This window comes from Celerinatantimonas diazotrophica (assembly GCF_004339545.1).
GTDB classification, from domain to species: domain Bacteria; phylum Pseudomonadota; class Gammaproteobacteria; order Enterobacterales; family Celerinatantimonadaceae; genus Celerinatantimonas; species Celerinatantimonas diazotrophica.
In genome coordinates this window covers 48,122-74,046 of sequence record NZ_SMGD01000016.1, presented here as the reverse complement: position 1 = coordinate 74,046, position 25,925 = coordinate 48,122, and the positions used below count along the sequence as shown (strand labels likewise).

The 25,925-nt window shown below is 43.9% G+C and carries 20 protein-coding genes; 6 read left to right on the top strand and 14 right to left on the bottom strand.

All coding sequences use genetic code 11. From position 1 onward, the window contains the following. Positions 1-11: 11 nt before the first annotated feature. From EV690_RS15030 to erpA, 3 genes are all read right to left on the bottom strand, one after another. Positions 12-1,037: a S66 family peptidase gene (locus EV690_RS15030; RefSeq protein WP_131913832.1), complete on the bottom strand. Its 1,026-nt coding sequence runs from the start codon at positions 1,035-1,037 to the stop codon at positions 12-14. 35 nt (positions 1,038-1,072) lie between these two features. Further along, positions 1,073-2,290 (bottom strand): MFS transporter, encoded by a 1,218-nt coding sequence (locus tag EV690_RS15025; protein WP_131913831.1) that lies wholly within the window; start codon positions 2,288-2,290, stop codon positions 1,073-1,075. An 881-nt stretch (positions 2,291-3,171) separates the two neighbouring features. Continuing rightward, complete coding sequence (erpA, locus tag EV690_RS15020) at positions 3,172-3,504, bottom strand: iron-sulfur cluster insertion protein ErpA (protein ID WP_131913956.1); 333 nt, start codon at positions 3,502-3,504, stop codon at positions 3,172-3,174. A gap of 202 nt (positions 3,505-3,706) precedes the next feature. On the opposite strand from erpA, the gene hemL reads away from it, so the two are divergent. After that, complete coding sequence (hemL, locus tag EV690_RS15015; RefSeq protein WP_131913830.1) at positions 3,707-4,987, top strand: glutamate-1-semialdehyde 2,1-aminomutase; 1,281 nt, start codon at positions 3,707-3,709, stop codon at positions 4,985-4,987. A 47-nt stretch (positions 4,988-5,034) separates the two neighbouring features. On the opposite strand, the gene EV690_RS15010 is transcribed toward hemL, so the two are convergent. The 3 genes from EV690_RS15010 to mrcB all read right to left on the bottom strand — a co-directional run bounded on the left by EV690_RS15010 (position 5,035) and on the right by mrcB (position 10,742). Next, positions 5,035-6,930 (bottom strand): HAMP domain-containing methyl-accepting chemotaxis protein, encoded by a 1,896-nt coding sequence (locus EV690_RS15010; RefSeq protein WP_131913829.1) that lies wholly within the window; start codon positions 6,928-6,930, stop codon positions 5,035-5,037. Between the two features lie 567 nt (positions 6,931-7,497). Continuing rightward, positions 7,498-8,223 (bottom strand): OmpA family protein, encoded by a 726-nt coding sequence (locus EV690_RS15005; protein WP_131913828.1) that lies wholly within the window; start codon positions 8,221-8,223, stop codon positions 7,498-7,500. Positions 8,224-8,420: 197 nt separating this feature from the next. Next, on the bottom strand, positions 8,421-10,742 hold the full coding sequence (gene mrcB, locus EV690_RS15000) for a penicillin-binding protein 1B (protein ID WP_131913827.1): 2,322 nt from the start codon (positions 10,740-10,742) through the stop codon (positions 8,421-8,423). A 215-nt stretch (positions 10,743-10,957) separates the two neighbouring features. Between mrcB and EV690_RS14995 the strand changes: the two genes are divergently transcribed. From EV690_RS14995 to EV690_RS14985, 3 genes are all read left to right on the top strand, one after another. Continuing rightward, complete coding sequence (locus EV690_RS14995; RefSeq protein WP_131913826.1) at positions 10,958-12,235, top strand: O-acetylhomoserine aminocarboxypropyltransferase/cysteine synthase family protein; 1,278 nt, start codon at positions 10,958-10,960, stop codon at positions 12,233-12,235. An 87-nt stretch (positions 12,236-12,322) separates the two neighbouring features. Further along, complete coding sequence (locus EV690_RS14990; protein WP_131913825.1) at positions 12,323-13,114, top strand: AraC family transcriptional regulator; 792 nt, start codon at positions 12,323-12,325, stop codon at positions 13,112-13,114. Between the two features lie 66 nt (positions 13,115-13,180). After that, positions 13,181-13,825, top strand: a complete 645-nt coding sequence (locus EV690_RS14985) for a LysE family translocator (RefSeq protein ID WP_131913824.1) — start codon at positions 13,181-13,183, stop codon at positions 13,823-13,825. A 196-nt stretch (positions 13,826-14,021) separates the two neighbouring features. On the opposite strand, the gene EV690_RS14980 is transcribed toward EV690_RS14985, so the two are convergent. From EV690_RS14980 to lsrA, 7 genes are all read right to left on the bottom strand, one after another. Next, positions 14,022-14,762 carry a beta/alpha barrel domain-containing protein gene (locus tag EV690_RS14980; protein ID WP_131913823.1) on the bottom strand — a complete coding sequence of 247 codons (741 nt, stop codon included), beginning with the start codon at positions 14,760-14,762 and terminating at the stop codon, positions 14,022-14,024. Next, positions 14,752-15,060 (bottom strand): (4S)-4-hydroxy-5-phosphonooxypentane-2,3-dione isomerase, encoded by a 309-nt coding sequence (lsrG, locus tag EV690_RS14975; protein WP_131913822.1) that lies wholly within the window; start codon positions 15,058-15,060, stop codon positions 14,752-14,754. Before lsrG ends, EV690_RS14980 begins: the two co-directional genes overlap by 11 nt. Positions 15,061-15,182: 122 nt before the next feature. Then, positions 15,183-16,061 (bottom strand): 3-hydroxy-5-phosphonooxypentane-2,4-dione thiolase, encoded by an 879-nt coding sequence (lsrF, locus tag EV690_RS14970; protein WP_131913821.1) that lies wholly within the window; start codon positions 16,059-16,061, stop codon positions 15,183-15,185. 12 nt (positions 16,062-16,073) lie between these two features. Beyond that, complete coding sequence (lsrB, locus tag EV690_RS14965) at positions 16,074-17,099, bottom strand: autoinducer 2 ABC transporter substrate-binding protein LsrB (RefSeq protein ID WP_131913820.1); 1,026 nt, start codon at positions 17,097-17,099, stop codon at positions 16,074-16,076. Further along, on the bottom strand, positions 17,089-18,117 hold the full coding sequence (locus EV690_RS14960) for an ABC transporter permease subunit (RefSeq protein WP_317986197.1): 1,029 nt from the start codon (positions 18,115-18,117) through the stop codon (positions 17,089-17,091). Before EV690_RS14960 ends, lsrB begins: the two co-directional genes overlap by 11 nt. After that, a complete protein-coding gene (lsrC, locus tag EV690_RS14955; protein WP_131913818.1) occupies positions 18,114-19,097 on the bottom strand; it encodes an autoinducer 2 ABC transporter permease LsrC in 984 nt (327 codons plus the stop codon). The genes EV690_RS14960 and lsrC overlap by 4 nt, the downstream gene beginning before the upstream one ends. A 48-nt stretch (positions 19,098-19,145) precedes the next feature. Continuing rightward, complete coding sequence (gene lsrA, locus EV690_RS14950) at positions 19,146-20,648, bottom strand: autoinducer 2 ABC transporter ATP-binding protein LsrA (protein ID WP_131913817.1); 1,503 nt, start codon at positions 20,646-20,648, stop codon at positions 19,146-19,148. A 240-nt stretch (positions 20,649-20,888) separates the two neighbouring features. Between lsrA and EV690_RS14945 the strand changes: the two genes are divergently transcribed. Both EV690_RS14945 and lsrK read left to right on the top strand, forming a co-directional pair. Beyond that, on the top strand, positions 20,889-21,854 hold the full coding sequence (locus EV690_RS14945) for a sugar-binding domain-containing protein (protein WP_224054986.1): 966 nt from the start codon (positions 20,889-20,891) through the stop codon (positions 21,852-21,854). A 49-nt stretch (positions 21,855-21,903) separates the two neighbouring features. Next, complete coding sequence (gene lsrK / locus EV690_RS14940; protein ID WP_131913954.1) at positions 21,904-23,454, top strand: autoinducer-2 kinase; 1,551 nt, start codon at positions 21,904-21,906, stop codon at positions 23,452-23,454. 4 nt (positions 23,455-23,458) lie between these two features. On the opposite strand, the gene hrpB is transcribed toward lsrK, so the two are convergent. Then, complete coding sequence (hrpB, locus tag EV690_RS14935; RefSeq protein ID WP_131913816.1) at positions 23,459-25,921, bottom strand: ATP-dependent helicase HrpB; 2,463 nt, start codon at positions 25,919-25,921, stop codon at positions 23,459-23,461. Between the last annotated feature and the right edge of the window lie 4 nt (positions 25,922-25,925).

Below are 25,925 nucleotides of genomic sequence, written 5' to 3'. Positions count from 1 at the left end.
ATGGAATACTCTTAATTAAGGGTTTGAATGAGCTCGCCGCCCTCAGTACTGACATTCACTTCAGCATAAGCGCCATTAAATAGAGTCAAGTTCGGCGGCAAATGCCCAATATCGACATCATAAACCACTGGAATATTGAGCGAATCAGTCACAGCAAGTAATGCCTGCTCGGTAGAAATTTCCTTGCCACATGAATCTAACACGGCACTTCGCCCGATCAAAAGCCCTGAGCATTTATCGAATACCCTTTTATATTTGAGGCTTTGCAATGCCCGTTTATAGACACTCGGAGCCATCTCGACATTTTCCAAATAGAGAATCAAGCCGTCACTTGCATACTGGTGATACCATTGGTCGATATCAAAAAATTCAGTTCCAACAAGATGCATCATCGTATCAAAACACCCGCCAATCAGACGGCCGCTAAATGTCGTTTTTTGATTCCCAGATAACTTCCAACAGGTGCGCTCAGTCAGATTAAAGACAAAGTTAGGGTCCGACACAAAGCCGCTGCCATCGACTTGATAAAACTCCGAAGAGTTTTGAGTAAACGATGCTCCCGGCTGCAAGCTCAACCAGTGCATCGTATTGGCAGTGAGCGGTTCTTGCTCATTAGGATGTAAATTCATCAAATTGGCACAATGAACACTCGCCCAGCCCAGTTTACTGCTCAGTGCTATCAGAATCGTGCTAACATCAGAAAAGCCAAATAACCATTTGGCTCGAACCTGTTTTAGCCGTGTAAAATCAAGTAGCGGCAAAATATCCATAGCAAATTCACCACCCCATGGCGGAATAACAGCATCAATCGAATCATCACATAAAAAATCCATCAACTCAGTTGCTCGCTCTTGAGCTGTAGCACTGACATGTTGATGATTTTGCCGCAAACACTTGCCTTCGATAACATCAAACCCCTGTGCTCGAAGATGATTAATGACAATATCTAATCGCGGATGCAAATGAGAAGGGACGCCTGAAGAAAAAGCCGTAATAGCAACTTTAGAACCGCATCGCAACGCAGATGGATAGATCATGACATCTCCTTTTTATTTCCTTTTAACATCAAACATTACACACTGATTGATCTTGCCAGCTCCTTTGCAGAAGCTCGATCTTGACGCAAAATCCGCATCCCCCAAAACGCCGCCAGCAGAACCACAATTCCGGCTAAAACTGGCACACTAAACCCAGCTCGAGCACCAAAGGTATCGATCACTCGACCAGAAATCGTCCCCCCTAAAGCAACCCCACAGCCAATACCTGTTGAGACCCAGGTCAGCCCTTCTGTAAGCTTTGCCGGGGGCAAAATTAAACTACACAGATTCATCACGATCACTACGGTGGGGGCAAAAGACATTCCAGCCACAAAAGCCGTCCCCGTCATCACCACAACATTTGGTGAAATCGCTGGCAACAGAATAGTCACCGCAGTGGCAATAGCGCTGATCAACAATTGATTTTCCATTGGAATTTTAACCCTGATCAAACCAAACACTAATCCCGCCACCATTGAACCCAGCGCATAAGCGGCCAAAATGAAACTCGCGGCTTGAGGAAGATGCTGAGCTTTGGCAAATGCCACGACCACCACATCCATTGCTCCCCCAATAGTTCCCAACGCTAAAAATGACAGTAAAATGACGCGAATACTGGCAATCGCTAACACTGAACCTTTCTGAACAGGCATATCTTTATTGATCTGTGGTTCACTTTTGCGCTGACACAAGAAAATGGTTAACCCAAAAATTAAAATAATCACTGCCAGCAACGGCCCCGCTTCGGCAAATAAACTGGTACTGAGCCCGATGGATAATGTCGGTCCAATCACATAGGCTGCTTCAGTTAAAACTGAATCTAATGAAAAAGCTGTATGCAGCATGGGACTATGTCGAAATAATTCGGTCCAACGCGCGCGTGCCATAGCTGACATATTCGGCATTGTCCCGGCCAAAGCAGCAAAAATAAAATACCACGGTAATGCTGCATTAAAATGCACCACTGCCAACAACACCAAGAGCATGGACATACTAAAAGAACTGACAAATGGCAACACTCGACTTTGTCCAAAACGATCGACTAATTTAGAAATTTGTGGGCTTAAAAATGCGTTAACCAGGGTATAAGTAGCAGCCACGCCACCAGCTAACCAGTAAAGTTGATGATGCTGTACGAGCATTGTGATCAGACCAATACTAACCATTGCTTGAGGAAGCTTGATAAAGAAGCTCGTCATCATCAGAGCAACAGCTCCAGGAGTTGCCAACATCCGGCGATAAGGGTTTGCCATGCTATCTACATTAAAATGAATGAAGACTCCAATAATGCACATACTTATTAAGGTTTTTCAATCAAGTTACGAATGATTCAGATGATTTAGTTCCTTGGCTACCAACGAGTATTGGTGAGAATTATAAATCCACATAAATCCAAGCAATCACAAGCAGTTATTTGGAAAGTCTGATGACCTAGGGACTGTTGACCTTTTGTGATTAGTTTTGCAGAAATCTGAGAGGGATTTAGGCAAGGCAAACGTTGTGCCGTGTAGTTATTGGCCACAAAGAACGTTTAACGCTGGATAATTTAACGCTGGATAAATTCCTCTCAGATACTGCCCTTGGGGTTCATTTAAACGCATTTTGAACAAAATTCAACCACCAAAGGTCAACAGTCCCTAGAAGCACACACCATAATTTTGATGCAGAGCCGTTCTCTCACCGATTAAAAATGCGTGTTTAAGATAAAAAAAACCCCGTTGAACCCAACGGGGTGAGAGCAAAAGGAGAAGCGAGAACACTTCTTTAGTAGAACCATGTCATTTCTTATCGAAACACTTCATGAGCGTTCACCAAAAGAAACAGTGGATATCAAATCCACGCAATAATACATGAAAATCTCATACCAATATTTTAAAGATTCCACAAAAAAGATTTAAAAACTAATTATTTTAAAAAATCAGATGAATAATCAAAATATGAATCCATAATATATCCATATTAGTTTAATATTCTAATTTAGAATGAGTGATTTCAAGATATGTCTATGCAGTGGCCAGCCATGATGCTTGCATTGTTGACAGGTTATCGTGCCCCGAAGATAATCACTTGCACTAAAACAGCACAGCACCGAATCATTCGGCGCATGTCTGTTGAAGGAAATTAAAGCAGAGCATTAGATAGAAAATGAAGAGCCACAACCACAGGTAGTTTTAGCATTCGGGTTATTCACTAAAAACCGAGAACCTTCCAGCCCTTCGGTATAATCGACAGTACCACCGACTAGAAATTGCAAACTCATCGAATCAACAACCATCGATACACCATCATTGTCGACCTTGGTATCGCCTTCATTGATCTTTTCATCGAAGGTAAAGCCATAGGAGAAACCGGAGCATCCACCGCCAGTGACATAGACCCGCAATTTTAAATTTGGATTTTCTTCTTCTGAAATCAGCGCTTTGACTTTCGCAGCTGCCGCATCAGTAAACTGAATCGGAACAGGCATAGAATCAGACACGTTTATTACCTCAAACTTGATAGATGGATAAATTATCCAATACCTGAGTAAAGAGTTCAAGTATTACCATCATGATCCAAATGGGTATATATAATGGGTCATTTTGCAAGAGCGCGTTTAGCGTATATGGATAATTTGCTATGATGTGCAGCTATTCGATTCACTAATTTTACGGGCAAGGATCTCGCTTATGTCTCGTTCAGATGAACTATTTCAACAAGCTCTGAAATCTATCCCTGGAGGGGTAAACTCGCCAGTTCGTGCATTTAAGAGTGTAGGCGGTTCACCACTTTTTATTGACCGCGCTGATGGCGCATATATTTATGATGTTGATGGCAAAGCCTACATCGATTATGTCGGTTCTTGGGGACCAATGATTATGGGCCATAATCACCCAGCGATCCGTCAAGCCGTGATTGACGCAGTGAACCACGGCCTAAGCTTTGGGGCTCCAACCGCCATTGAAACGACCGTCGCCGAACAAATCCATGCCCTAATGCCTTCGATGGAAAAAGTGCGAATGGTCAACTCCGGCACAGAAGCCACCATGAGCGCAATTCGCTTAGCACGAGGCTACACGGGTCGCGACAAATTCATTAAATTTGAAGGTTGCTACCATGGTCATGCGGATACACTGCTAGTAAAAGCAGGCTCTGGAGCCCTCACATTGGGTGAGCCTGACTCCCCGGGCGTCCCTGCTGATTTCGCCCGCCATACCTTAACTGCGACCTATAACGATCTCGACTCAGTCAAAACATTATTTGAGCAAAATCCTGATCAAATTGCAGCAATCATTGTTGAGCCAGTCGCGGGGAATATGAACTGTATTTTACCCAACCCTGGGTTTTTACCCGCTCTACGTGCGCTATGCGATCAATATGGTAGTTTATTAATTATTGATGAGGTGATGACTGGTTTTCGCGTTTCTCGCGGCGGGGCGCAGGAATATTATAACGTCACCCCAGACTTAACCACCCTTGGCAAAATCATCGGGGGAGGCATGCCAGTGGGGGCATTCGGTGGGCGCAGCGAGATCATGGATTATCTGGCTCCTCTAGGCCCGGTTTATCAAGCCGGAACATTATCAGGAAACCCGGTCGCAATGGCTGCTGGGCACGCCTCTTTAAACTTAATTAGTGATGAAAAAGTTCACTTACACCTACAACAATCCAGTGAACAACTTGCACAGGGACTTCGTGAACGCGCCCAAAGGCAAAATGTGAACCTAATCGTCAACCAAGTGGGCGCGATGATGGGCTATTTCTTTACTGATTTACCGCAGGTCACTTGTTTTAGCGAGTCATGTCAAAGTGATAAAGAACGATTTAATAAGTTCTTTCATTTGATGCTGGAGCAAGGGATCTATCTTGCACCTTCGCCATTTGAGGCAACCTTCATGTCCGCAGCACATGGCCAACGGGAAATAAACGCTACATTGGATGCCGCTGATTACGCATTTTCAAAACTGTAGCTGACAGACTTAAAGAGCCGCTAAAGCGGCTCTTCAATTGATTCTAATCAGATAATTTTAAAGCGTTCCGTGAGTTGTTTCATATGCGTACTCAATTCACTGAGCCCCTGAATCGCCTGCTCAGCTTCTTGCGAGGCACCAGCCGTTTCATCGGCAAGATCACGCACTGATATAACCCGCTGATTAATATCTTCTGAAACCTGACTTTGCTCTTCTGCCGCTGTTGCAATCTGCTGGGACATATCCTGTAACTGCGCCATTGATTCACTAATTTGCTTAAAGACTTCAAGCACAACCTGCGCTTTATCGGCATTATCCGCTGATTTATCACGGCTTTGAACCATCATTGACAAAGAACCATCTGCGCGCTCTTGTAGTCGAGTGATCAGTGTTTCGATCTCCTCTGCGGACTGCTGAGTGCGACTGGCCAAATTACGTACCTCATCTGCAACCACAGCAAAGCCTCTCCCGGCTTCACCCGCTCGTGCTGCTTCAATGGCAGCGTTAAGCGCTAGCAAGTTGGTTTGATCCGCAACCTCTTTAATGACGCTTAAAATATTACCCACATTATCTGAATCTTTTTTGAGTTCATTCATCACAATCGTCGTTTGATTGAGGTCGTCCGCAAGACCTGAAATCAGCGAGACAGCCCCAGTTACCATCTCGCTCCCTTTCGAAACTTGGCCATCGGTGACTAATGCTGTGTGGGCGGTTGATTCAGCATTATTGGCAACTTCGTGCACAGTCGCTGCCATTTCATTAATCGCAGTGGCAACCTGGTCTGTTTCTTGATGCTGGGCACTCATTTTCGCAGCACTTTGCGCAATAGAATTAGATAACTGATTAACAGCACTACTCAGTTGGCTAACCCCGGCAACGATCTCGCCGATCACCTCCTGCATATCATTACTCAATTTTGCAAACAGATTATGCAGTTGGCCTAATTCATCTTTGCGCTCAATATGGTGAATATGAGCCAATTGACCATTTGCTAAATTGGTCGCCATCTTCATCACGCCAGAGAGCGGAACGATGGTCAGATAACGAATAAACCAGCTAAAGAAAATCCCCACAGAAATAGCTGCAAGTGACACAATTAATAGCATCAGCAAAGTGCGATCGGTAACATGGCGTTGTTCGACCTTTTGAATTTCACTGATTTTATCAAAATGGGCATTCATCTTAGCTGCAATAGCTGCAAAATCATGCTGCTCCTGTACCGCTTCTGTCATTCGTAGGCCGTACTCATGAATCAACTGCATATAAGTTTGCAGTGTCGTTTTTAATTCAGAGACAATCGTTGCACTGTCTGTATTTGAACGACTAATTTCATCTAGAATGCCATCCAGTTGACGTGCTTTATCTTCGGCATCACTCATGGTCAACGGTTTATTTCGTGCCGCTTCAAGCTGTAATGTGGTATTTAACAACGCAAAAATATGTTCTGCTTTGGCCGCTAGTAACAAACTCTTGCTATCGTTGTTTTGTTCCAAAGTCTGCATCAGTTGTGGAAAATCATGAGCAATCGTCTCAACAGATTCAAATGACTTTTGGGTAATCGCACTGGCCTGTCTAATTTTGCTCTGCAGCTGATTAAACGCATCTTCATACTGTTTCAGATGAGCTCGCCCCGTTCCATAACCACTATTAGCACCCAAAACTTTTTGGTATTGACTAAACAGCTGCTTATAATGATCAAGTTTATTGCCAAACACAGCAGCATCAGCTTCATTGTGTGAATTAATGTATTGCTGGCGAGAGAGGTTAAGTTGGAGCAATGTTGTTCTCACCTTAGAAAGATATTTCATATGAGCAGCCTGCTGATTGACCTGCTCCAAACCGTAATAGCCTGTCAAGGCAACAATAACAGTTAAAACTAAGACAACACCGAACCCCGAGGCTAATTTATTACCTATCGAGAGGCTTTCAAAAAAACGCTTCATACGCTAACTCCTTTTAAACTATCAGTCTTTATCTATGACCAAAGTTGCTCCCTCGCATACATATACAGCTTGACCAGAAATGCTCTGTAAAATCAATTTTGAGGAAGACAAGTAAGGGACATCAATTTCTAATCAGAATCATTCATCACTTAAAAAGAATTAACATACGGCTCTATATTAGATAGGAATTCTTTATGCCTATTTATTCAAACAGATAAATTAGATATTTTTTAATACGTTAGTATCAAACATATCTTTTAAATGAATACATCTAGTACTTTTAAGTGAAATTGAAATTGTTTACCAGATATTTATTTAGCATAAACAACTAAAAACAAAGAAAAATTCATCAAGATAATTGACTAGAGTATGGTACACGAAAGGATTAATAATGGCACTCATAAAGTACTGTTTCTTGACCATTAAGCCAAGAGTACCCGCTAGTTATTGACTCTATTTTGATTGACTATCATTATCAATAAAAAAGCCAGTGATAGAGTATCACTGGCTTTTAAATCATTTAAAAATGCGCTTGTTCTTATTTCTTGATACAACCATACCGTCTCTTTATGACTGGACAGTTAATTCAACACGACGGTTTTCTGCACGCCCCTCAGGGGTTTTATTCGAAGCAATCGGGTCTTTTTCACCAAAGGCTTTGCTTTTAATCATGTTGGCGTCTACCCCATGTTGAACCAGATACTGCTGTACCTGCTGGGCACGCGATTGACTCAGACGTTGATTATATTTTACAGGACCAGTGCCATCGGTATAACCACTGAGCTCAATGTGCGTCGGATGGTTACTCAAAACCTGTGCATAGTAGCCAAGGATTTGTTGATCTTTGGGGGTCAGCATACTTTTATTCAGTTGAAAATGAACCGGATCAAATCCGACAATCGCAGTTTTATTTTCATTTAAATGGACATGTTGAGCCATTGGACCGGTCAACACGATCATTGCCGGTTCTTCAACCGTATTCGCTGGTGTGGACTGTGCCGGAGTAGATTCTGCCGGAGTGGATTCTGCCGGAGTAGATGCTGGTGCAGTCGTAGCTGTTTTTTCAACCGCAGGTTGTGCACTCTGTTCAGTCATAGCATCATCACGATGGTTATAGGCCAGTAACTGATTAGGTGCGCCCTGCGCATTAGGATCAGAAGGTCTAGCGCCATCTTGTGGAGCGCGTATAAAGACAGCATTTTGTGCATCTGAATTGGCAGCAAAAGCACTCGCGCTTGTTAAACCTGTCCCCACTAAAATTCCCAGTATGACTGCTATCGATGTTTTTTTCATTCCAACCTCATTTGATGTCCAATTCGTTCGTTGTAATGAATAATAGTGCGTGAGTGCTGACGGTGCTATATCGGATTTATCAGATAAAGCCACCCCTTATATATGGACAAATCTATACCCTATTCGCGAGGGATAAATAGTGATGGCCTGATTTTCACTTAGTGTGCTTGGTATTCACAAACACCACAGTAAATGACTTAAAATACTTTTCTAAAAAATGCCCCAAGTCCACCACTTTGACAGGGCTGTTTATTCTGAGCAAACGACTCAGGAGCTGGCAACAAAACACTACCTTTACAATGGCTATCGACAACTTTGCCAGTGTCAGGTGAAAAACTGAGCCAACTTAAATGTTCCGGAGTCACTAACCGCAATGATTGGGCTCCAGTCGCTTTGAGATAGTTTGCAAAAATAGGAAGCGCCGCAGTTGCCCCTGTCACATGAGCGGGTTTATTATCATCTCTTCCCACCCAAGTGGTTACCAGTTGTCTATCATCAAATCCAACAAACCAGCTATCACGCAAATCATCGGTGGTGCCAGTTTTACCCGCTACACTCACATGTGGAAGACGCCATTTGAGCGAATGTCCAGTCCCAATCCGTGCCACCTGTATTAGATTAAATAAAAGTTGATAGGTGGGAACGGTCGCAAAGCGCCGTTGGGCTTGACTCTGATGGCGATAGATCACTTTGTTATGGGCATCAACTACCGATGAGATGCTATAAAGCGGTTGATAAACGCCTTCATTAGCAATCGTCTGATATATTTGAGCAACCTGCATTGGCGAAAGTTCTACCGCACCGAGTAACAACGATGGGTAGGGTTTAAGGGACATATTAAGACCGGCTTGATGCAGCGTATCAATGACCTTATCCACACCGATTGCCATCCCCAAACGCACTGTCGGTACGTTGAGTGATTCTGCCAACGCTTTATAAAGCATGACTGGGGAGCCAAATTTACGACTATAATTATGGGGCTGCCAATCTTGTCCATCTGCTAATTTCACCGTGAGTGGGCTATCATCTAACAACTCACCTGGAGAATGGCCCATCTCATAAGCAGTTAAATAGATAAATGGTTTTAACAAAGAGCCAACCTGGCGATGGGCGTTCAATGCCCGATTAAAACCAGTATCATCTCCAGCACGACTGCCCACTAACGCGCGGATTGCGCCACTATGGCGATCGGTAACCACCATCGCAGCCTGCAGATGAGGTTGATGCATAGCCTGCAAACGTGCTTTGACCGCATGCTGTGCCTGACGCTGCGCAATCGGCTCAAGCGTGGTGAATATCCGTAATCCACTAGCTTTTTGCCAGTTTTGAAAATGCTTATCTAACGATTGGCGAACCAGTTCCACAAACCCCGGAATGTGCTGATAACCCATATCACCACGAGGTACTAGGTCTAACGGGCGAGCCACCATTTCCTGATACTGATAGCGGTCAAGATACCCAGCTTGAACCATCAAGCGCAAAACTACATCTCGCCGCTGGCGCGCACGCTGAGGATGCCGCCACGGATCATAGTAAGAAGGGCCTTTCACCAGAGCCACCAGCAAAGCTTGCTGGTCCATGCTCAAGTCATTCACTGGACGGCCAAAATAAAAGTAACTAGCTAAGCCAACCCCATGCACCGAACGACTACCATTTTGCCCCAAATACACTTCATTTAAATAGGTTTCCAAGACATCCTGTTTAGAATACCGAAGGCTGATCAGGAGCGCCATGTAAGCTTCTTGAATCTTACGCCAGAGGGTTTGACGGCGGGTTAAAAAGAGGTTTTTAGCTAATTGCTGGGTGATGGTACTCCCCCCCTGAACCGTATGCCCTGCCATGAGGTTTACCACAAATGCGCGAGCGATACCGGTTAAAGAAACCCCCTCATGGTGGTAAAAATCTCGGTCTTCAGTTTGAATGAGTGCCTGCGTCAATGATTTAGGGATTTGCGACAACGGGACAAACAGACGATCTTCACTACTCCCCGTTGAAATCCTATCAATCAGCACCGGGTCGAGACGCAAATGCGATAAGGGCGCCCCCGTATCCCGATTCTGAATCTTCACTAAGCGCGTTTTGGAAAAGGTTAATAATACGGGGACAGCTCCCTGCGAACCATCAGGAAAAGTAAAAGGTCGGCGAACCATCGCAATTTTATAGTCAGAGGCTGAAAACTCTCCAGATGAGATAGGATGAGTCACTTTACGATAATTGAGCTGTTTTAATTCTCGCTCGACTTCTTGACGCGTTAGACGAATATTCGGGTATAGATTCAATTCACGGCCATAAATGACGGCTGGCAGTTGCCACTTGTGCCCCTCGAATCGATAGCGAATTTTACTATCAAGATAAACGCCCCAAACCCCCATGATCACCACAAAGACCACAAAAAATTTAATCGCTAGCCCACTAAAACGCCTGCGACGAGGAGTCTTTTTAGCATTCGAGCGGCGTTTTGACGACGATGTTTTTTTGACACGAGGTTTCGATTGCTGGTTTTGTGGTTTTTTTACCATAAAAAATTCAAGGGCCATCTAACATAAGCGCTAAAAGGCTATCATAGGCTTCGTGTGACAGCTATATGTAATCAGAGCTTTACACATAGTAGCCGGGTAGATTTGACACGCCTATACCCAATTGCCCTAATCACAACTTAATTTGTCCCTGACCTTTAATCTAAAACCCTGTAAAGTATTAGTTAGATAACTATCAGTATTTATAAGGAGTAACGATGAAAGATGAAACCATCGCTATCCATGGCGGATATCAAAGTGAACCAACGACTAAATCGGTAGCGGTCCCTATTTATCAGACAGCGGCTTACGAATTTGACAACGCTCAACACGGTGCCGATCTGTTTGATCTGGCCGTACCTGGTAATATTTATACCCGGCTCATGAACCCTACTAACGATGTCTTAGAAAAACGGCTCGCAGCATTAGAGGGCGGTGTTGGTGCTTTAGCCGTCAGTTCTGGCGCAGCCGCGATTACCTATGCCGTGCAAAATTTAGCGCAGATGGGTGATAATATTGTGTCAACGCCACAATTATATGGAGGCACCTACACTCTATTTGCACACATGCTGCCTCGACAAGGCATTGAAGTACGTTTTGCCGAAGATGACAGCCCGCAAGCCATTGCAAAACTCATTGATAGCAACACGAAAGCCGTTTATTGCGAGAGCATTGGCAATCCAGCGGGCAATATCATTGACATTGAAGCGCTAAGTTTAGTCGCGCATGCCCAGAGTGTGCCATTAATTGTAGATAATACTGTCGCTACACCAGCGCTTTGCAAACCATTCGAGCATGGTGCTGATATCGTAGTGCATTCACTGACTAAATACATTGGTGGACACGGCACGACGCTAGCGGGTGCCATTGTCGATTCAGGAATGTTTGATTGGACTGCCGACCGAGGCCGTTTCCCACAATTTAATCAACCTGAAGCGTCTTATCATGGTGTCGTTTATAGTGAAGAGTTTGGTGCCGCCGCCTATATTGCCCGAGCTCGTACAGTTTCACTGCGCAATACAGGTGCTACTTTGGCCCCCATGAATTCATTTTTAATTATGCAAGGGCTAGAAACACTGGCACTTAGAATGGAGCGCCACTGTGAAAATGCAATAGCCGTCGCGCACTATCTCAAAGAACATGACCTAGTTGATTGGGTCAGTTATGCCGGATTAAATGATAGTCCATTTTATCCGCTCGCTGAACGGTATATGAAAGGCAAGGCCTCATCTATTTTGTCATTTGGTCTCAAAGGTGGCTATGCCGCAGGGGTTAAATTCTACGATGCATTAAATCTATTTAAGCGGCTGGTTAACATCGGGGATGCCAAATCACTGGCTTGTCACCCAGCATCCACAACCCACCGCCAGATGAGTCAATCAGAACAAGCCGAAGCCGGCGTAAAACCCGAGATGATTCGACTGTCAGTCGGAATTGAACACATTGACGATATTCTCGCCGATTTAGCGCAAGCACTGGATGCCAGTCAAGCTTAAGCAAAACTAGGCCCCATTGATCATTTTTTACAAGCGCTACCAATATTTGATAGTTAAGCTAATGACAAAGGGGCCAAATCAACCACTATGGATAAAATTTACTATCAAAGTAGCGCAGAAACAGGCATTGATTTAATCCATGGTTATTACCAACAATTTGCCTTTGAGCGCCATTATCATCTTGATTACCATATTGGTCTAATCACCGCTGGTGAACAGCGCTTTTTATATCGTGGCGAACATCATCGAATCGGTCCTGAGGAACTCGTAATCATGCCGCCAGATGAACTGCATGATGGCTATGCACCTCATCTTCAGGGGTATCAGGTCCGCGTTTTTAGCATTGATCCCCAGTGGTTCGATTCTCATTTAAATTTAGTGAACCCCACGACTTTATCCTTTAAACAGCTGATCATTCGTGACCGCACACTCTTCTATCAGCTGATTCAAGCCCACCTGCTCATGCATGATGACACGCTCAGTCAACTCGCTAAAGATTGCATCCCCTACGAAGCACTCTCCGTGTTAGTGGAACATTATGCAACCACTAAAGAACGTCCAGCAGTGCAATTAGGTCAACAGACTTTGACAACATTGCGTGAATTTATGTTGGCCCATTTAGATCAACCCATTCATTTACATCAGTTATCAGATATCTGCCAGCTGAGTCCAATCCAGTTTCAACGCCGTTTTAAAGCAGCAATGGGCATTACCCCTCATGCTTGGCTATTACGGTTACGCCTCGAACAGGCAATGAATCTAATCAAAGCGAAAATTCCTGGAACAGATGTCGCTCAACAAGTAGGGTTTTACGATCAGGCCCATTTTAGCAAAGCATTTAAACGTGCCTATGGCGTTTCCCCTTCACAAGTGAGTTAGTCACTATTTTACAAGCACTGACATATTCTGGCTGCGACAATCTGACTTTTATCGCGGAGATGTTCCATGAACCAAACACATGTGCTGATTACACTCGCTTTCGTTCATTTTGTCGCACTTTTAAGTCCAGGTCCTGACTTTGCGTTAGTGGTCCAAAATGCCAGTCGATATGGTCGAGAACGCGGCATTTATATCGCACTGGGATTATCGCTGGGAATTTTAACTCATTCACTGTTAAGCATTACTGGCATCAGCTTATTAGTTAACCAGCACCATAACTGGTTTACAGTTATTGAACTGTTGGGTGGCAGTTATCTACTTTATTTAGGGAGTACAGCGATTAAGGAAGGGTTGAGCCGACGTACCCCAGCCGATGTTGCACAACATAGCGTTTTATCACTTAAAAGTAATCGACAAGCGCTATCTAAAGGTTATTTAACCAACATGCTTAATCCTAAGGCACTGGTATATTTTGTGAGTTTAGTTTCAACACTCATTCCAGCCTATTTTCCGCTAGTAGCAAAAGCCCAGGCAATCACGATACTGTGGGGGTTATCATTTGGTTGGTTTGCGGCCTTGGCTTGGCTCTTATCATCCAAGCGAGTTCATCTAAAATTACAAAAGGCAGGTCGATATGTTGACCTGTTTTGTGGCGCTACTTTTATCCTGATTGGACTCACGATACTCTGTCGCACCGTTTTAACCATTTAGTAAAATTAATTGGTATTTTGGCATAATAGGTGATGCGTTTGACAAATGGCCGACCTATTAATTAATAAGGATTTCGAACAAAAGAGCAATAGAGTCCAAAGCTGAGCAAGCTCTGAATATAAACCAAGGCTCACCTGTTATCATCTATCTCGCCCTTGGTTTCGCAAGGGCGCTTTATCGAATTTAGAGTAAAGATTTAAATATGTGTCTGCATGGCCTGCAGGTGCTTTGGCCAAGTCTTTAACCGCTCAGTCAATCGATGATCACGAAACAACCCACTACCAGCTACAAGCCAATCAATATCCATACCTAATTGACTAAGTTGGGCCAAGCTCTCATCGTTAATTCCACCATCTAAGGCAATCATTTTATCTTTGCGTCGCTCCCCTAATATATTCACTAGTTGTTGCACACGCTTAGCAAGCTCTATAGCACTGAGTTTCTCCCCTGTATGTAGATCAAAGGTAACGAGTGTGAACAGATCCACATCGTCAATATAGCGAGTAAACACCTCTATATCACTCGTGGGCATTATCGCTAAGCCAATCAGCAATGGATAACTTTTTCCCTGAAATTCGGCTGTTTTATCTTTAAGAAATGTTAACGTAGCGTCCAGCGATTGAGCATTTTCGATTTGCAGTGTGATTGCATTCGCCCCACTTTGATAACTCTTTTGCGCCATCTCAAAATTATCTCGAACCATCAAATGCACATCTTTAAAAACATGGCTATCAAACTGCTTCAAAGCTGTTTCTGAAGTGGTAAATAATGGCCAGTGATAGCCATCTGCAATATCAAAATGGAGAAGATCAACCTGATGCTGTTGCAATTTCGTCAGTGTCTGCGGCAGTTCTAACCATCCTGATGCAAGGATCGCAGCACTAATCGACTGGTGCTTTAAGTGCTGCAATAACTGCTTTTTACATTCATGACTCATCAGGCTGCTCCGGCAAGACCCAGTCAAATATCCGCTTTGAACGTGCCTGACTCATAATCGGTTCCAGTTCTTTGACACACCGCTGATAATGAGCAGTAGTCCGATGTTCACTTAACGCCTGCTCACTTTGATAGACTTCATAGGCATAAAATCGTGTTTTGACAACAGGATCACGCAACACATCAAAACGCACATTACCCGGTTCATTTCGAGTCCCGATGTGATTGCGGGTAAATACTTCTAAAAACTCTGATTCTTTGCCTTCTTTGATATTGATCTCTACCAGCATCGCGAACATATTCATCTCCTTACAATATTAACCTCTAGTTGGTTGATCAGATGTCGCATAACGAAGCACTCAACCGTCTTAACTAACAACAGCCTCGACGGTTGAATGTTCGACATCTATCAAGCCTATACCTAGCCGTTCTTTTGATCTAAGAAAAACTGGTACGCATGTTCCGCATTTTCGCCTTGGTGGACAACACGTTTTACCGCATTTAGCATCGCCAATGGTTGCTCTGATTGGAAAATATTACGTCCCATATCAACACCTTGAGCCCCTTGATCGACCGCACGATAACACATCTCTAGCGCTTCTTTTTCGGGCAATTTTTTCCCTCCAGCGATCACAATAGGAACAGGGCATCCGGCTGTGACTCGTTCAAAACCTTTCTCAACATAGTAGGTTTTTACAATTTGAGCCCCCATTTCAGCAGCAATACGAGTAGCTAAAGAGAAGTAACGCTGATCACGGGCCATCTCTTTTCCAACCCCGGTCACGGCCATCACAGGCATTGCATAGCGCATTCCTTGATCGACTAACTGAATGATGTTCTTAATCGATTGGTGCTCATACTCTGAACCAATATAAATCTGGGCAGCCACTGCACTTGCATTAAGCCGCAAAGCATCTTCCATAGAAACTGCCACAGCTTCATTGGACAGTTCGCCCAAAATTGAATTGCCACCAGACGCTCGCAAGACCACCGGTTTTTGTACCTGAGAAGGCACAACACTACGCAAAATCCCACGAGTACACATCAACACATCCGTCTCATCAAACAGTGGTGCAATATTGACATCGATTCGCTCTAACCCTGTGGTTGGCCCTTGAAAATAGCCATGATCAAAAGCCAACATCACCGTTTTAGCAGACTCCGGATTAAAAATTCGAGCTAAGCGAGACTGCATTCCCCAATCCAATGCCCCCGCACCTTTAAGATAAAAAGCACGATTAGACTGTGGTGTCTTTTCATAAAAATTCTTACCATCTTTAATGTCATCAAGATCGGCCATAATTGTCCCCTGTTAAAAATGATATTTATCGATATTGTCTTTGGTAAAGACGACGCGTTTCGGTAGCAAAATGATGCCGTTCCCTTTAGCTTCGTAGTGATAGCCTTGAACACTATTAGGAGAGACTTTGACTGTTCCGACTCCCGGGATCTGTATCTTTTCGCCGATTTTCAGTGTTTTGCCTTTTAGCAATTGATCGGTGATAGCAACCGCGATTTTCCCTTGTTCAACAACATCCCATAAGCCAAATTCCTTAACTGTGCCGCGTTTGACATATGGACGCATCACATTCGGTGTGCTAAATCCAACGATCGCAATCCCCTTGCGATTTAAATTCTCTGCAGCCTGAGCAGCGGCAGGTAATGCATTCGCATCAGGGGCAATAATGGCATCCAGATCTGGATAAGCTTTGAGGATCCCTTGCGCTGTTTGCAGTGACTTAACAGCATCGTTATAGCCAAATTGGGTTGTCACAATCTTCCACCCTGGATGCTCTGCTTTAATTTTTTTCTTAGCGACGTTAACCCATTGGTTTTGATCGGTTACCGTTGGACTTGAGTAAAAAAAGGCAACTTTGGCATTCTTTTTGTGAACCTGATCGGCCGCCATATTCACCAACATTGCCCCCAGTTGGTCAGGCGTGCCTTGGTCAATATAATAGCTACGACACTCAGGACGTGTATCAGAGTCCCAGGTCAGGACTTTCACGCCGCGACGCATTGCCCGTTTAAGGGTTGAACATAACCCATCGGGTGAAACCGCGGAGACGACAATGGCTTTATACCCTTGGTTCACGAAGTTATTAATCAATCGAACTTGACCAGACACGCTCGGCTCTGTCGGCCCATCATAGGTCACATCAAGTCCTAGCTGTTTGCCCATCTCTTTGGCGCCATCACCACCACTGGTGAAGTACCCAACCCCCACTAGTTTTGGAATGAAAGCGACTCTATCTTTTGCCCAGGTAGGCAGTGACAATAGAACGCTGGCTGACAGCAGTGCCGAAACTACAATACATTTATGGTTTTTAATAAACATGCTCATTACTCCCTTTGATCTCACGGTTTTCGTGACGAAACGACTTTTTTAGATAGTGCATAATAGTGTCGCTGTAGTGGCTTACCGATTTAACAATCAATACGCAGATCAACAACCCGCCAGATACCGCGTTCGACATTTCGGTGGATACACCGACCATCTGCAGCCCTTGCTGTAGATATCCGATGAGAAAAGCGGCCAGGGCGCTGCCAAAAATTGACCCTTCCCCGCCATAGATATTCGCTCCGCCCAAAACTGCAGCCGTAATCACTGGCATCAGAAAACTACTGCCCAGATCAGAACGAGCAGAACCAAAATAGGAAACAAGCATCAATGCAACTGCCGCTGAACTGATCCCCATTAACATATAATTAATGAGGGTGATGCGATTAACATTGATGGTGCTATAACGACTGGCTCGCATATTTTGACCAATAAAGAAAATGCTGCGGCCAAAATTCAGGCGATGCAAAATGATATAAAAAATGAAGACAAAAACAGTGAAATAAATAATGGGGAGCGGAATACCTAGAGCCAAACCATTCGAGATACTATCAACATATCCTGGAAAATCACTAATCCCCTCATAGCCAGTTGCGCCAGCCGTTCCTGATATCAGTAGGGCTGCTCCAGAATATAAATACATCGTCCCTAGCGTAATCACTAATGGATTAACTCCAGTTAAGATAATTAATAAAGCATTCAGCAATCCACAACCTGCGCCAATGATAAATGTTACCAGCACAGCTAAATAAAAAGGCATATCACTTTTATATAAAACCCCTAATGAAATTGCACAGAGTCCGACAACCGATCCAAATGAAAGGTCGATCCCACCCGAGACAATAATCATAGTTAAAGGAACAGCCAGAAAGGCAATATAAATAAAGTCATTTGTTCCATATAATAAAACATTAAAATTGAACATCCTGGAATTAAATAACCCAAATAATATAATTTCCAGAACAATAATGATCAGCAGCCAGATCTCCCAGCTTATATTTTTAAGTTTCATTATTGGTCACCTCTATGAATAAATCGTGCATATTTCTTCTCTTTGATACTTTTTTGAACCATCATTCGAAGCCGACCATCTAAAACAATCACCAGAATGACAATTAAACCTGCAATGAAGTTATTCCAATAAGCAGGAAATTTTAAGAGCACCAGAATAGTATCAATTTGAGTTAGAAAATATGCCCCAAGGACTGCCCCCCATAAACTGCCGACCCCACCCAACAAACTGATCCCGCCTAATACACAAGCGGCAATCGCCTTCATCTCCATCCCATTGCCAGTTGAATTGGGAATAAAACCAATCTGGGAGGCAAACACCATGCCTGCCATGGCCGCCATCATGCCATTGATAGCAAAAGCGAGTATAATGGTCTGTTCAGTTTTAACCCCCATCAAACGGGCCCCTTGGAGATTATCCCCTACTGCATAAAACTTTCTGCCATAGGCGCTGCGAGAGAGTAACAAATAAAATAGAACCCCCATCATCAAGGCAAAAACTCCCGATGTATTCACATTTGGTAATAAATTATATGAAAGCACTTTAATTGTATTAGGAAGGTCTTCAATCCATTTACCTTGCGTAATCAGCAACATAACTCCTTTATAAAGACCGAGAGTTCCTAATGTCGCAACAATGGCGGGGATGCGTAAAACAGCCACGACAACACCATTAAATATTCCGCAGATAATGCCAACTAACAAAGCCATAAACATAGCAACATATACGGAACTACCATGAGTCATTAATGTTCCGCAAATCACAGCAGAAAGTCCCATGGTTGAACCTACAGAAACATCAATATTGCGAGTAACAATGACAAATGTCGCCCCAATCGCTAACAATATTAATATTTGTGATGAATTATAAATCATAAATAGATCAGACACGCTCAATGAGCGAGTTATAGCAATGACAATAAACAGTAGCGCAATTGCCATTAATAATGTGAGCTCTCTTTTATCTTTAAAGAAATCAAGCATGGGTTCACCTTTCATCGAGCCTATGACTCTCAAATTTTAATTCTTTAATTAATAAGCCATGTTCATAATATTATTTTTGTTAATTTCTAAACCACTCAGGCTATTACTTACTTGTCCATCATTCATGACATAAACGCGATCAGAGAGTAATTCAATCTCTTCCACATCAGAGGAAATTAATAATATGGCAACACCTTGCCCTGCGATTACTTTAATAATGTTGTAAATATCTTCTCTGGCAGAGACATCAACACCACGGGTGGGTTCATCGATAATAAATAATTTAGGTCGGGCCTGTAGACATTTAGCGATCAATACTTTTTGCTGATTCCCCCCAGAGAGAGTTCGCACAGGTTGCTGACCATCGGTAAATTTGATACCAAGCGCACGCCGATACCGTTCTAAAATCCCCTGTTCTTTGGCTCCATCACGCCACATCCCCGCACTTTGATAGCTCAACCCACAAACATTCCACAAGATTGAGGCATCCAGATGAAGTCCGGAAATTTGTCGATCTTCAGGTAAATAAACAATGCCCGCAGCTAAACGCTCGCGGGCGTGACGATGAGTATAATCTTGCCCCAAAAAGGTAATCGCTCCTTCATATGCATGGCGCAATCCATAGATAGTCTCAGCAAGCTCAGTTCGACCAGAGCCAACCACCCCTCCTAAACCGACGATTTCACCATAGTGCACATTAAGTGAAATATCCTTAAAGCCTTCCCCTGTTACTTGTTCGAGTTGTAAAACCACTTGTGAGCTATCTTTATGCTTAAGGTCTGGCATCTCTAACCACAAATTTTGCTCATCACTGAGTTTGCTGTTTTTGTAGTCAGGGGTGATTGAAGCAATGACATCTTCTTTTTTAATCTTCGAGAGCGTCTGAGCGAGTGATATAACCCCATCTCTCATCACCGAAACATAATCGGCAACTTCCCAAACTTCACCAAGCTTATGGCTGATAAAAACAATTCCCACCCCTCTCTCACTCAGCCGTTTCATCTGAACAAATAATTTTTGTGACTCTTTTGGTGTTAACGAGGCGGTAGGCTCATCTAAAATCAAGATTGATGAGCGTCGAATCAATCCCCTTAATATTTCAACCAACTGTTGATCCGCGACTTCAAGAGCACCACAATTCGCGTCCAAATCAATATCAATATTAAATTCGTTGATGATAGCTTTCAGATCACTGATGTGTTGGCTGTTTTTTTCCATGCCAAACAAGATATTTTCTTTCACACTCAAATTGGGAAATAGCAACGGTTCTTGAGGGACCAGATAGATCCCTAATCGATGCGCTTTGGTTGGGGTTAAGCGGGAATGACTCTGACCATTAATCACCAATGTACCTGAGTCAAATGATAGATTTCCGGAAATGATCTTCATTAATGTCGATTTACCCGCGCCATTGCCCCCCAGTAAAGCATGCACTTCCCCCGCATAGAGCTTAAAACGTATATTTTTCAATACATCAACACCGGAGAAGGACTTACTGATGTCCGTCAACGATAAAATTTCGGCGCGTGAATCTTGATTGCTATCAGTCATATAAATCTCACAACAGATTGATAATTTGATTCAAGTAAAAATCATATGTTCAATTTATAGTTAATAAAAAATATAAATACCCAGACTTTTGTCACATAAAAATTATTTTGATGTAAAAAATTGGTTAAAATAGTGCTTTTTATTTAGACATTCGATCTGGTTCACGATTTTAAAAAGATGTTATAATGAACAAATGATAAATAATATATCATTTGTTTAGTTTTTATAGGTCGTATTATTATGATGAGTGAATCTCAAATTCCAGTCAGTGAAGCATCGTCATCCGAAGAGGCATTATTAGCTCGCGTGGCTTGGTTTTATTATCACGATAATCTAACTCAAGAAGAGATTGGCAAGATCGTTGGATTGTCTCGTTTAAAAGTATCCAGACTGCTCGATAAGGGGCGTAAGAACGGCATTATTAAAGTGTATATCAACTCAAAATTTACAGGTTGTTTTGCACTGGAAGAATCACTCAAACGCCGTTTTGCACTTAAGCACATTAAGGTCTTACCCCATTTAGACACAGAGTTGCTCAACGAACGGCTCGGAGTCGGGGCAGCCCAATTGCTTGCCAGTGTTGTCCAGCCAGGACAGGTCTTGGCGATTGGTTTTGGTGATACCGTCATTCGAACCATGCAACATTGCAATTTCTTTTTCAAAGACAGTCAGTTAAATATAATTACTTTAAGTGGTGGGGTCGGTACTTACATGCGTGGCATCGGTCAACTGGAAGAGTCCTGTCGCATTAATATCATTCCGACACCGCTTCGTGCATCGAGCGTCAATGCCGCAAACATGTTTAAAAAAGAAGAGAGTGTCAAAGACATGATGCTCGCCGCTCAAAGTGCAGATTTAGCCATATTAGGTATTGGTTCAACGAGTCAGAGAGAAAATTCAACATTAATCAAGACCGGTTATATCGATAGTGCAACGCAGTTGGAGCAGTATCAAACTGCAGGCGCCGTTGGCGATATTCTCGGATATTTTATCGATGAACAGGGTTTGGTCAAACGTGACTTTAAAATACACGATGAGTTAATCAGTCTACCATTGGAGCGACTCTCCAATATTCCAACTGTGATTGGGGTCGCCGGTGGACCTGATAAAGTTGACTCGATCTTCGCTTCGCTGAATGCCAAGCATATTAATGCATTGGTGACTGATGAAAAGACCGCCGGAGCTATTTTAACGAAATCATTATAAAGACCACAGCCACCCTAAGGATCAAATAATGAATAAACATGGTTACTTAATGGCATTAGATGCTGGTACAGGCAGTATGCGGGCGGTTATTTTCGATCTGCAAGGCGAGCAGATTGCCACCTATCAACAAGAATGGATTCATCCTGTTGACCCAGATATTCCAGGTTCCATGACATTTGATCTGCCCTATAGTTGGCAAATAAGCTGCCAATGTATTCAAGGGGTGTTATCGCAAAGTGGGATCAGCAACAAAGATATTCTTGCTGTTTCTAGCTGTTCGATGCGCGAAGGTATTGTTCTGTATGACAACGACCGCGTTCCCATTTGGGCCTGTGGTAACGTAGATGCCCGTGCAACTCGCGAAGTCAATGAGCTTAAAGAGCTACGTGATCACCAATTCGAAAATCAGCTTTATAAAATTTCAGGACAAACGCTAGCGCTCAGTGCCATACCAAGGCTGCTTTGGTTGGCTCATTACCAAGGTGATCTATACCGCCGAGCCAGTTCCATCTCAATGATTAGTGATTGGCTCGGGTTTATGCTGACCGATCAATTAGCGGTTGATCCCTCGAATGCAGGAACCACGGGGATGCTCAATCTCGTAACCCGAGATTGGCATCCAGAATTACTCGATTTAGCGGGTCTGAAATCAAATATCCTCTCGCCTGTCAAAGAGTCAACGATGCCTCTGGGTGAAGTGACTGCCCAAGCCGCCCAACAAACAGGCCTTAGGCAAGGCACACCGGTTATCGTCGGAGGCGGTGATGTCCAACTCGGCTGTATTGGCTTGGGGTTAACAGAACCGAGTCAAGCCGCCATTATTGGCGGAACCTTTTGGCAACAGGTGGTCAACCTCCCTCAACCAATTACCGATCCCAATATGAATGTGCGCATTAATCCTCACATTATCCCATCCTTGGTACAGGCGGAATCGATCAGCTTTTTTACTGGCCTGACCATGCGCTGGTTTCGAGACGTGTTTTGTGAAGAAGAAAAGCTCGTCGCGAAAAAATTAGGGATCTCCCCTTATACGCTCTTGGAGCAGATGGCCCAAAAAGTGCCATTAGGCTCAAATGATGTCGTCCCAATCTTCTCTGACGCAATGCATTTTAAATCGTGGTATCACGCGGCTCCCTCGTTCATCAATATGTCGATTGACCCCGATAAATGTAATAAAGCCGTACTATTTAGAGCACTCGAAGAGAATGCAGCAATCGTCGCTTCATGTAACTTAGAACAAGTTGAGAAATTCTCTGGGGTGAAATTAGACTCGATCATCTTCTCTGGAGGTAGTTCACAAGGCGCTTTGTGGTCACAAATTTTAGCCGATGTCACAGGACTCTCGGTCCATATTCCTAAAGTCAAAGAATCAACAGCTCTGGGGTGCGCGATTGTGGCAGGTGTCGGCATCGGGGTATTTGATTCGCTGCAAGAAACCAGCAAAAAATTTGTCCAAATTGAAAAAGTGTATCACCCCAATCAAGAAAATCATCAGCAGTATCAACATCATAAACAAAAATGGCTGGATATTTACCACCAGCAACTCCAGCTCGTTGATAGTGGTTTGACAACCTCACTATGGAAAGCCCCAGGCTTATAGTGATTCATCGCTGGAGCTGTCGCTTGGTTTTATGTGTTGCGATGCTATCAAGAGGATCTTCAGGCCACGGATGCTTGGGGTAGCGCCCACGCATCTGTTTGCGCACTTCGGGATAAGCGTTTTGCCAAAAACTAGCCAGATCCTGCGTGAGCTGTAAAACATGCCCTCCTGGGGATAACAGCTCAATGGTAATGGCCACCTTATGCGCCACAGTTGGACTTTGTGGTTGTCCAAACATCTCTTGAAGTTTCAGTGAAATACGCGGGGTTTCACCGATCTGATAGCCAATGGCAACGTCGCGACCAGAGGGCGCTTGATAATGAGTAGGCGCTAACGAATCAAGTAACTGTAACTGCGCGAAGCTACATAGCGATTTAAAGATACCTAGCCAATCAAGTTGCTTTAATGTCTTATACTGATAAATCCCGTCTAAATAAGGCCACAACCAATCGGATAATCCAGATAATAACGCATCATCACTCAAATCAGGGAATGAGCAATCACCAAGCCACTGATTCAAACAGATCACTCGCGTCCTAAAAGCCTGAGCTTTAGCAGATATAGGGAGCCAACTCATTCCACGTTGAGCAATCAACTTAGACCAGCCGTGAAGTAGCGCCTCTTGTGAACGCTCACTATCATTGACACATTGAACTACAATAGCCCCAAGACATCTTCTCTGCTGAGAGATAAAGGCTTGTCGACGCTCATCGTATTCACAGACTTTTTCATGATAAAACCACTGCGGATAAAATTGTTCTAGTTGCTCTAAAGTGATCTCAGCACTTAAATAGAGCTGCCCTGTCGAACGGCCTTCTTGCCAGCCCAGCTCTAAAGCAATAATCCAATCTGAGTAAACCCGCGCATTTTGCAACGCAAACCCATTCGCCAGCAGATAACGATCCCCCTGACGATGTGCGATGCGATCAGGCATTGCTGCAGCCAATAACACGCCATCGAGCGGATGTTCTATGCGTTCATCAAGCGCATCGGCACCAATAACGGTTTGATAAATTCGCCCTTGCCGAGCAATTTGGCGACGAGTATTGCCATCAAGCGTGCGCAACATTTGGTGAAAGTCACTCTCGGCACTGATCACTCTTTGTTCCAGAACTGCCGCTAAATAAGCGCCCCGAGCCAGAATCTCTCGAGTTGCAACCTTGGCCAATTGGACCGCTTGGTACAACAACGCACAAATTCTAGGATCTGCACTCCAATTGCCGGTATGCCGCGCCATCGGAGTTAAATGACCCGCTGTATCCAAAAACCCCAGCTGCGCTAACAGCTCTTCAGCACGAGCTAGTGCCCCCGTTGGCGGGCGGTCAACCCAATGTAACGAAGCGGGATCTGAGCCTAACAGTTTAAGTTGTGCCAAAAACGTTGTTAAATCGCTCCGCAAGATCTGAGCATCATTAAAGCGAGGACGGTGGTTAAACTGCTCTTCACTATATAATCGGACACACCAGCCTTGAGACAACCGTCCTGCGCGACCCGCTCGCTGTTCAGCTGATGACTGACAAATCATTTTAGTATTAAGACGAGTCACCCCGCTAGCCCGATGATACTGAGCCACGCGCTCCAAACCACTGTCAACGACGACGGTGATGCCTTCAATCGTTAACGAAGTCTCTGCAATATTAGTCGCTAACACGATCTTTTGCTGCCCATCAGGCATGGCCTGTATGGCCTTTTGTTGGTGCTCAATCGTTAGCTGTCCATAAAGTTGGTAAATACTTACATTTTTACCAAGTTCCATTTTATCAAGTAATTGTGCAACCCGTCGGATTTCACGAGTCCCTGGTAAAAAAGCCAGAAGACTACCATTATGCTGCCCGATCAGCGATTGGATGACCGCAGCGCAATGGCTCTCAATAACCCCTGAGTTAGGCAAAGGAGCATAATCAACCTGTACCGGGAAAGTACGCCCTTGTGAACGAATGAGCTGCGCCTCGGGTAATACTTTTTGTAATGCTGAGATATCAAGCGTTGCCGACATCACCAATAATTTGAGTGATTCATTTACTTGAGCAGCTTCAAGGCATAATGCTAACCCTAAATCGGCATTTAAACTTCGCTCATGAAACTCATCAAAGATCACCAAGCCCACCGTTTCGAGCATTGGGTCATCCTGCAGCATTCGCGTTAAAATACCTTCAGTGACAATCAGCAGTCGCGTGGCTGAGGAACGTTGTGACTCGCCGCGCATCTGATAGCCGACCTGTTGGCCCACAGGTTCGCCAAGCATCTTTGCTAAGAACTGCGCAATATGCCGAGCCGCTAGCCGACGAGGCTCAAGCATAATAATCAGTCCATTTAATTGCGCTTTTTGTAAAATGGCCAAAGGGACCGCTGTCGACTTCCCGGCGCCAGGGGGAGCCACCAATAACAATTGTGATTGCTCAGACAAGCCTTGAAGTAAATTATCTAAAATACTGACGACCGGAAGAACCGAAAGCGGATTTGTCATAACG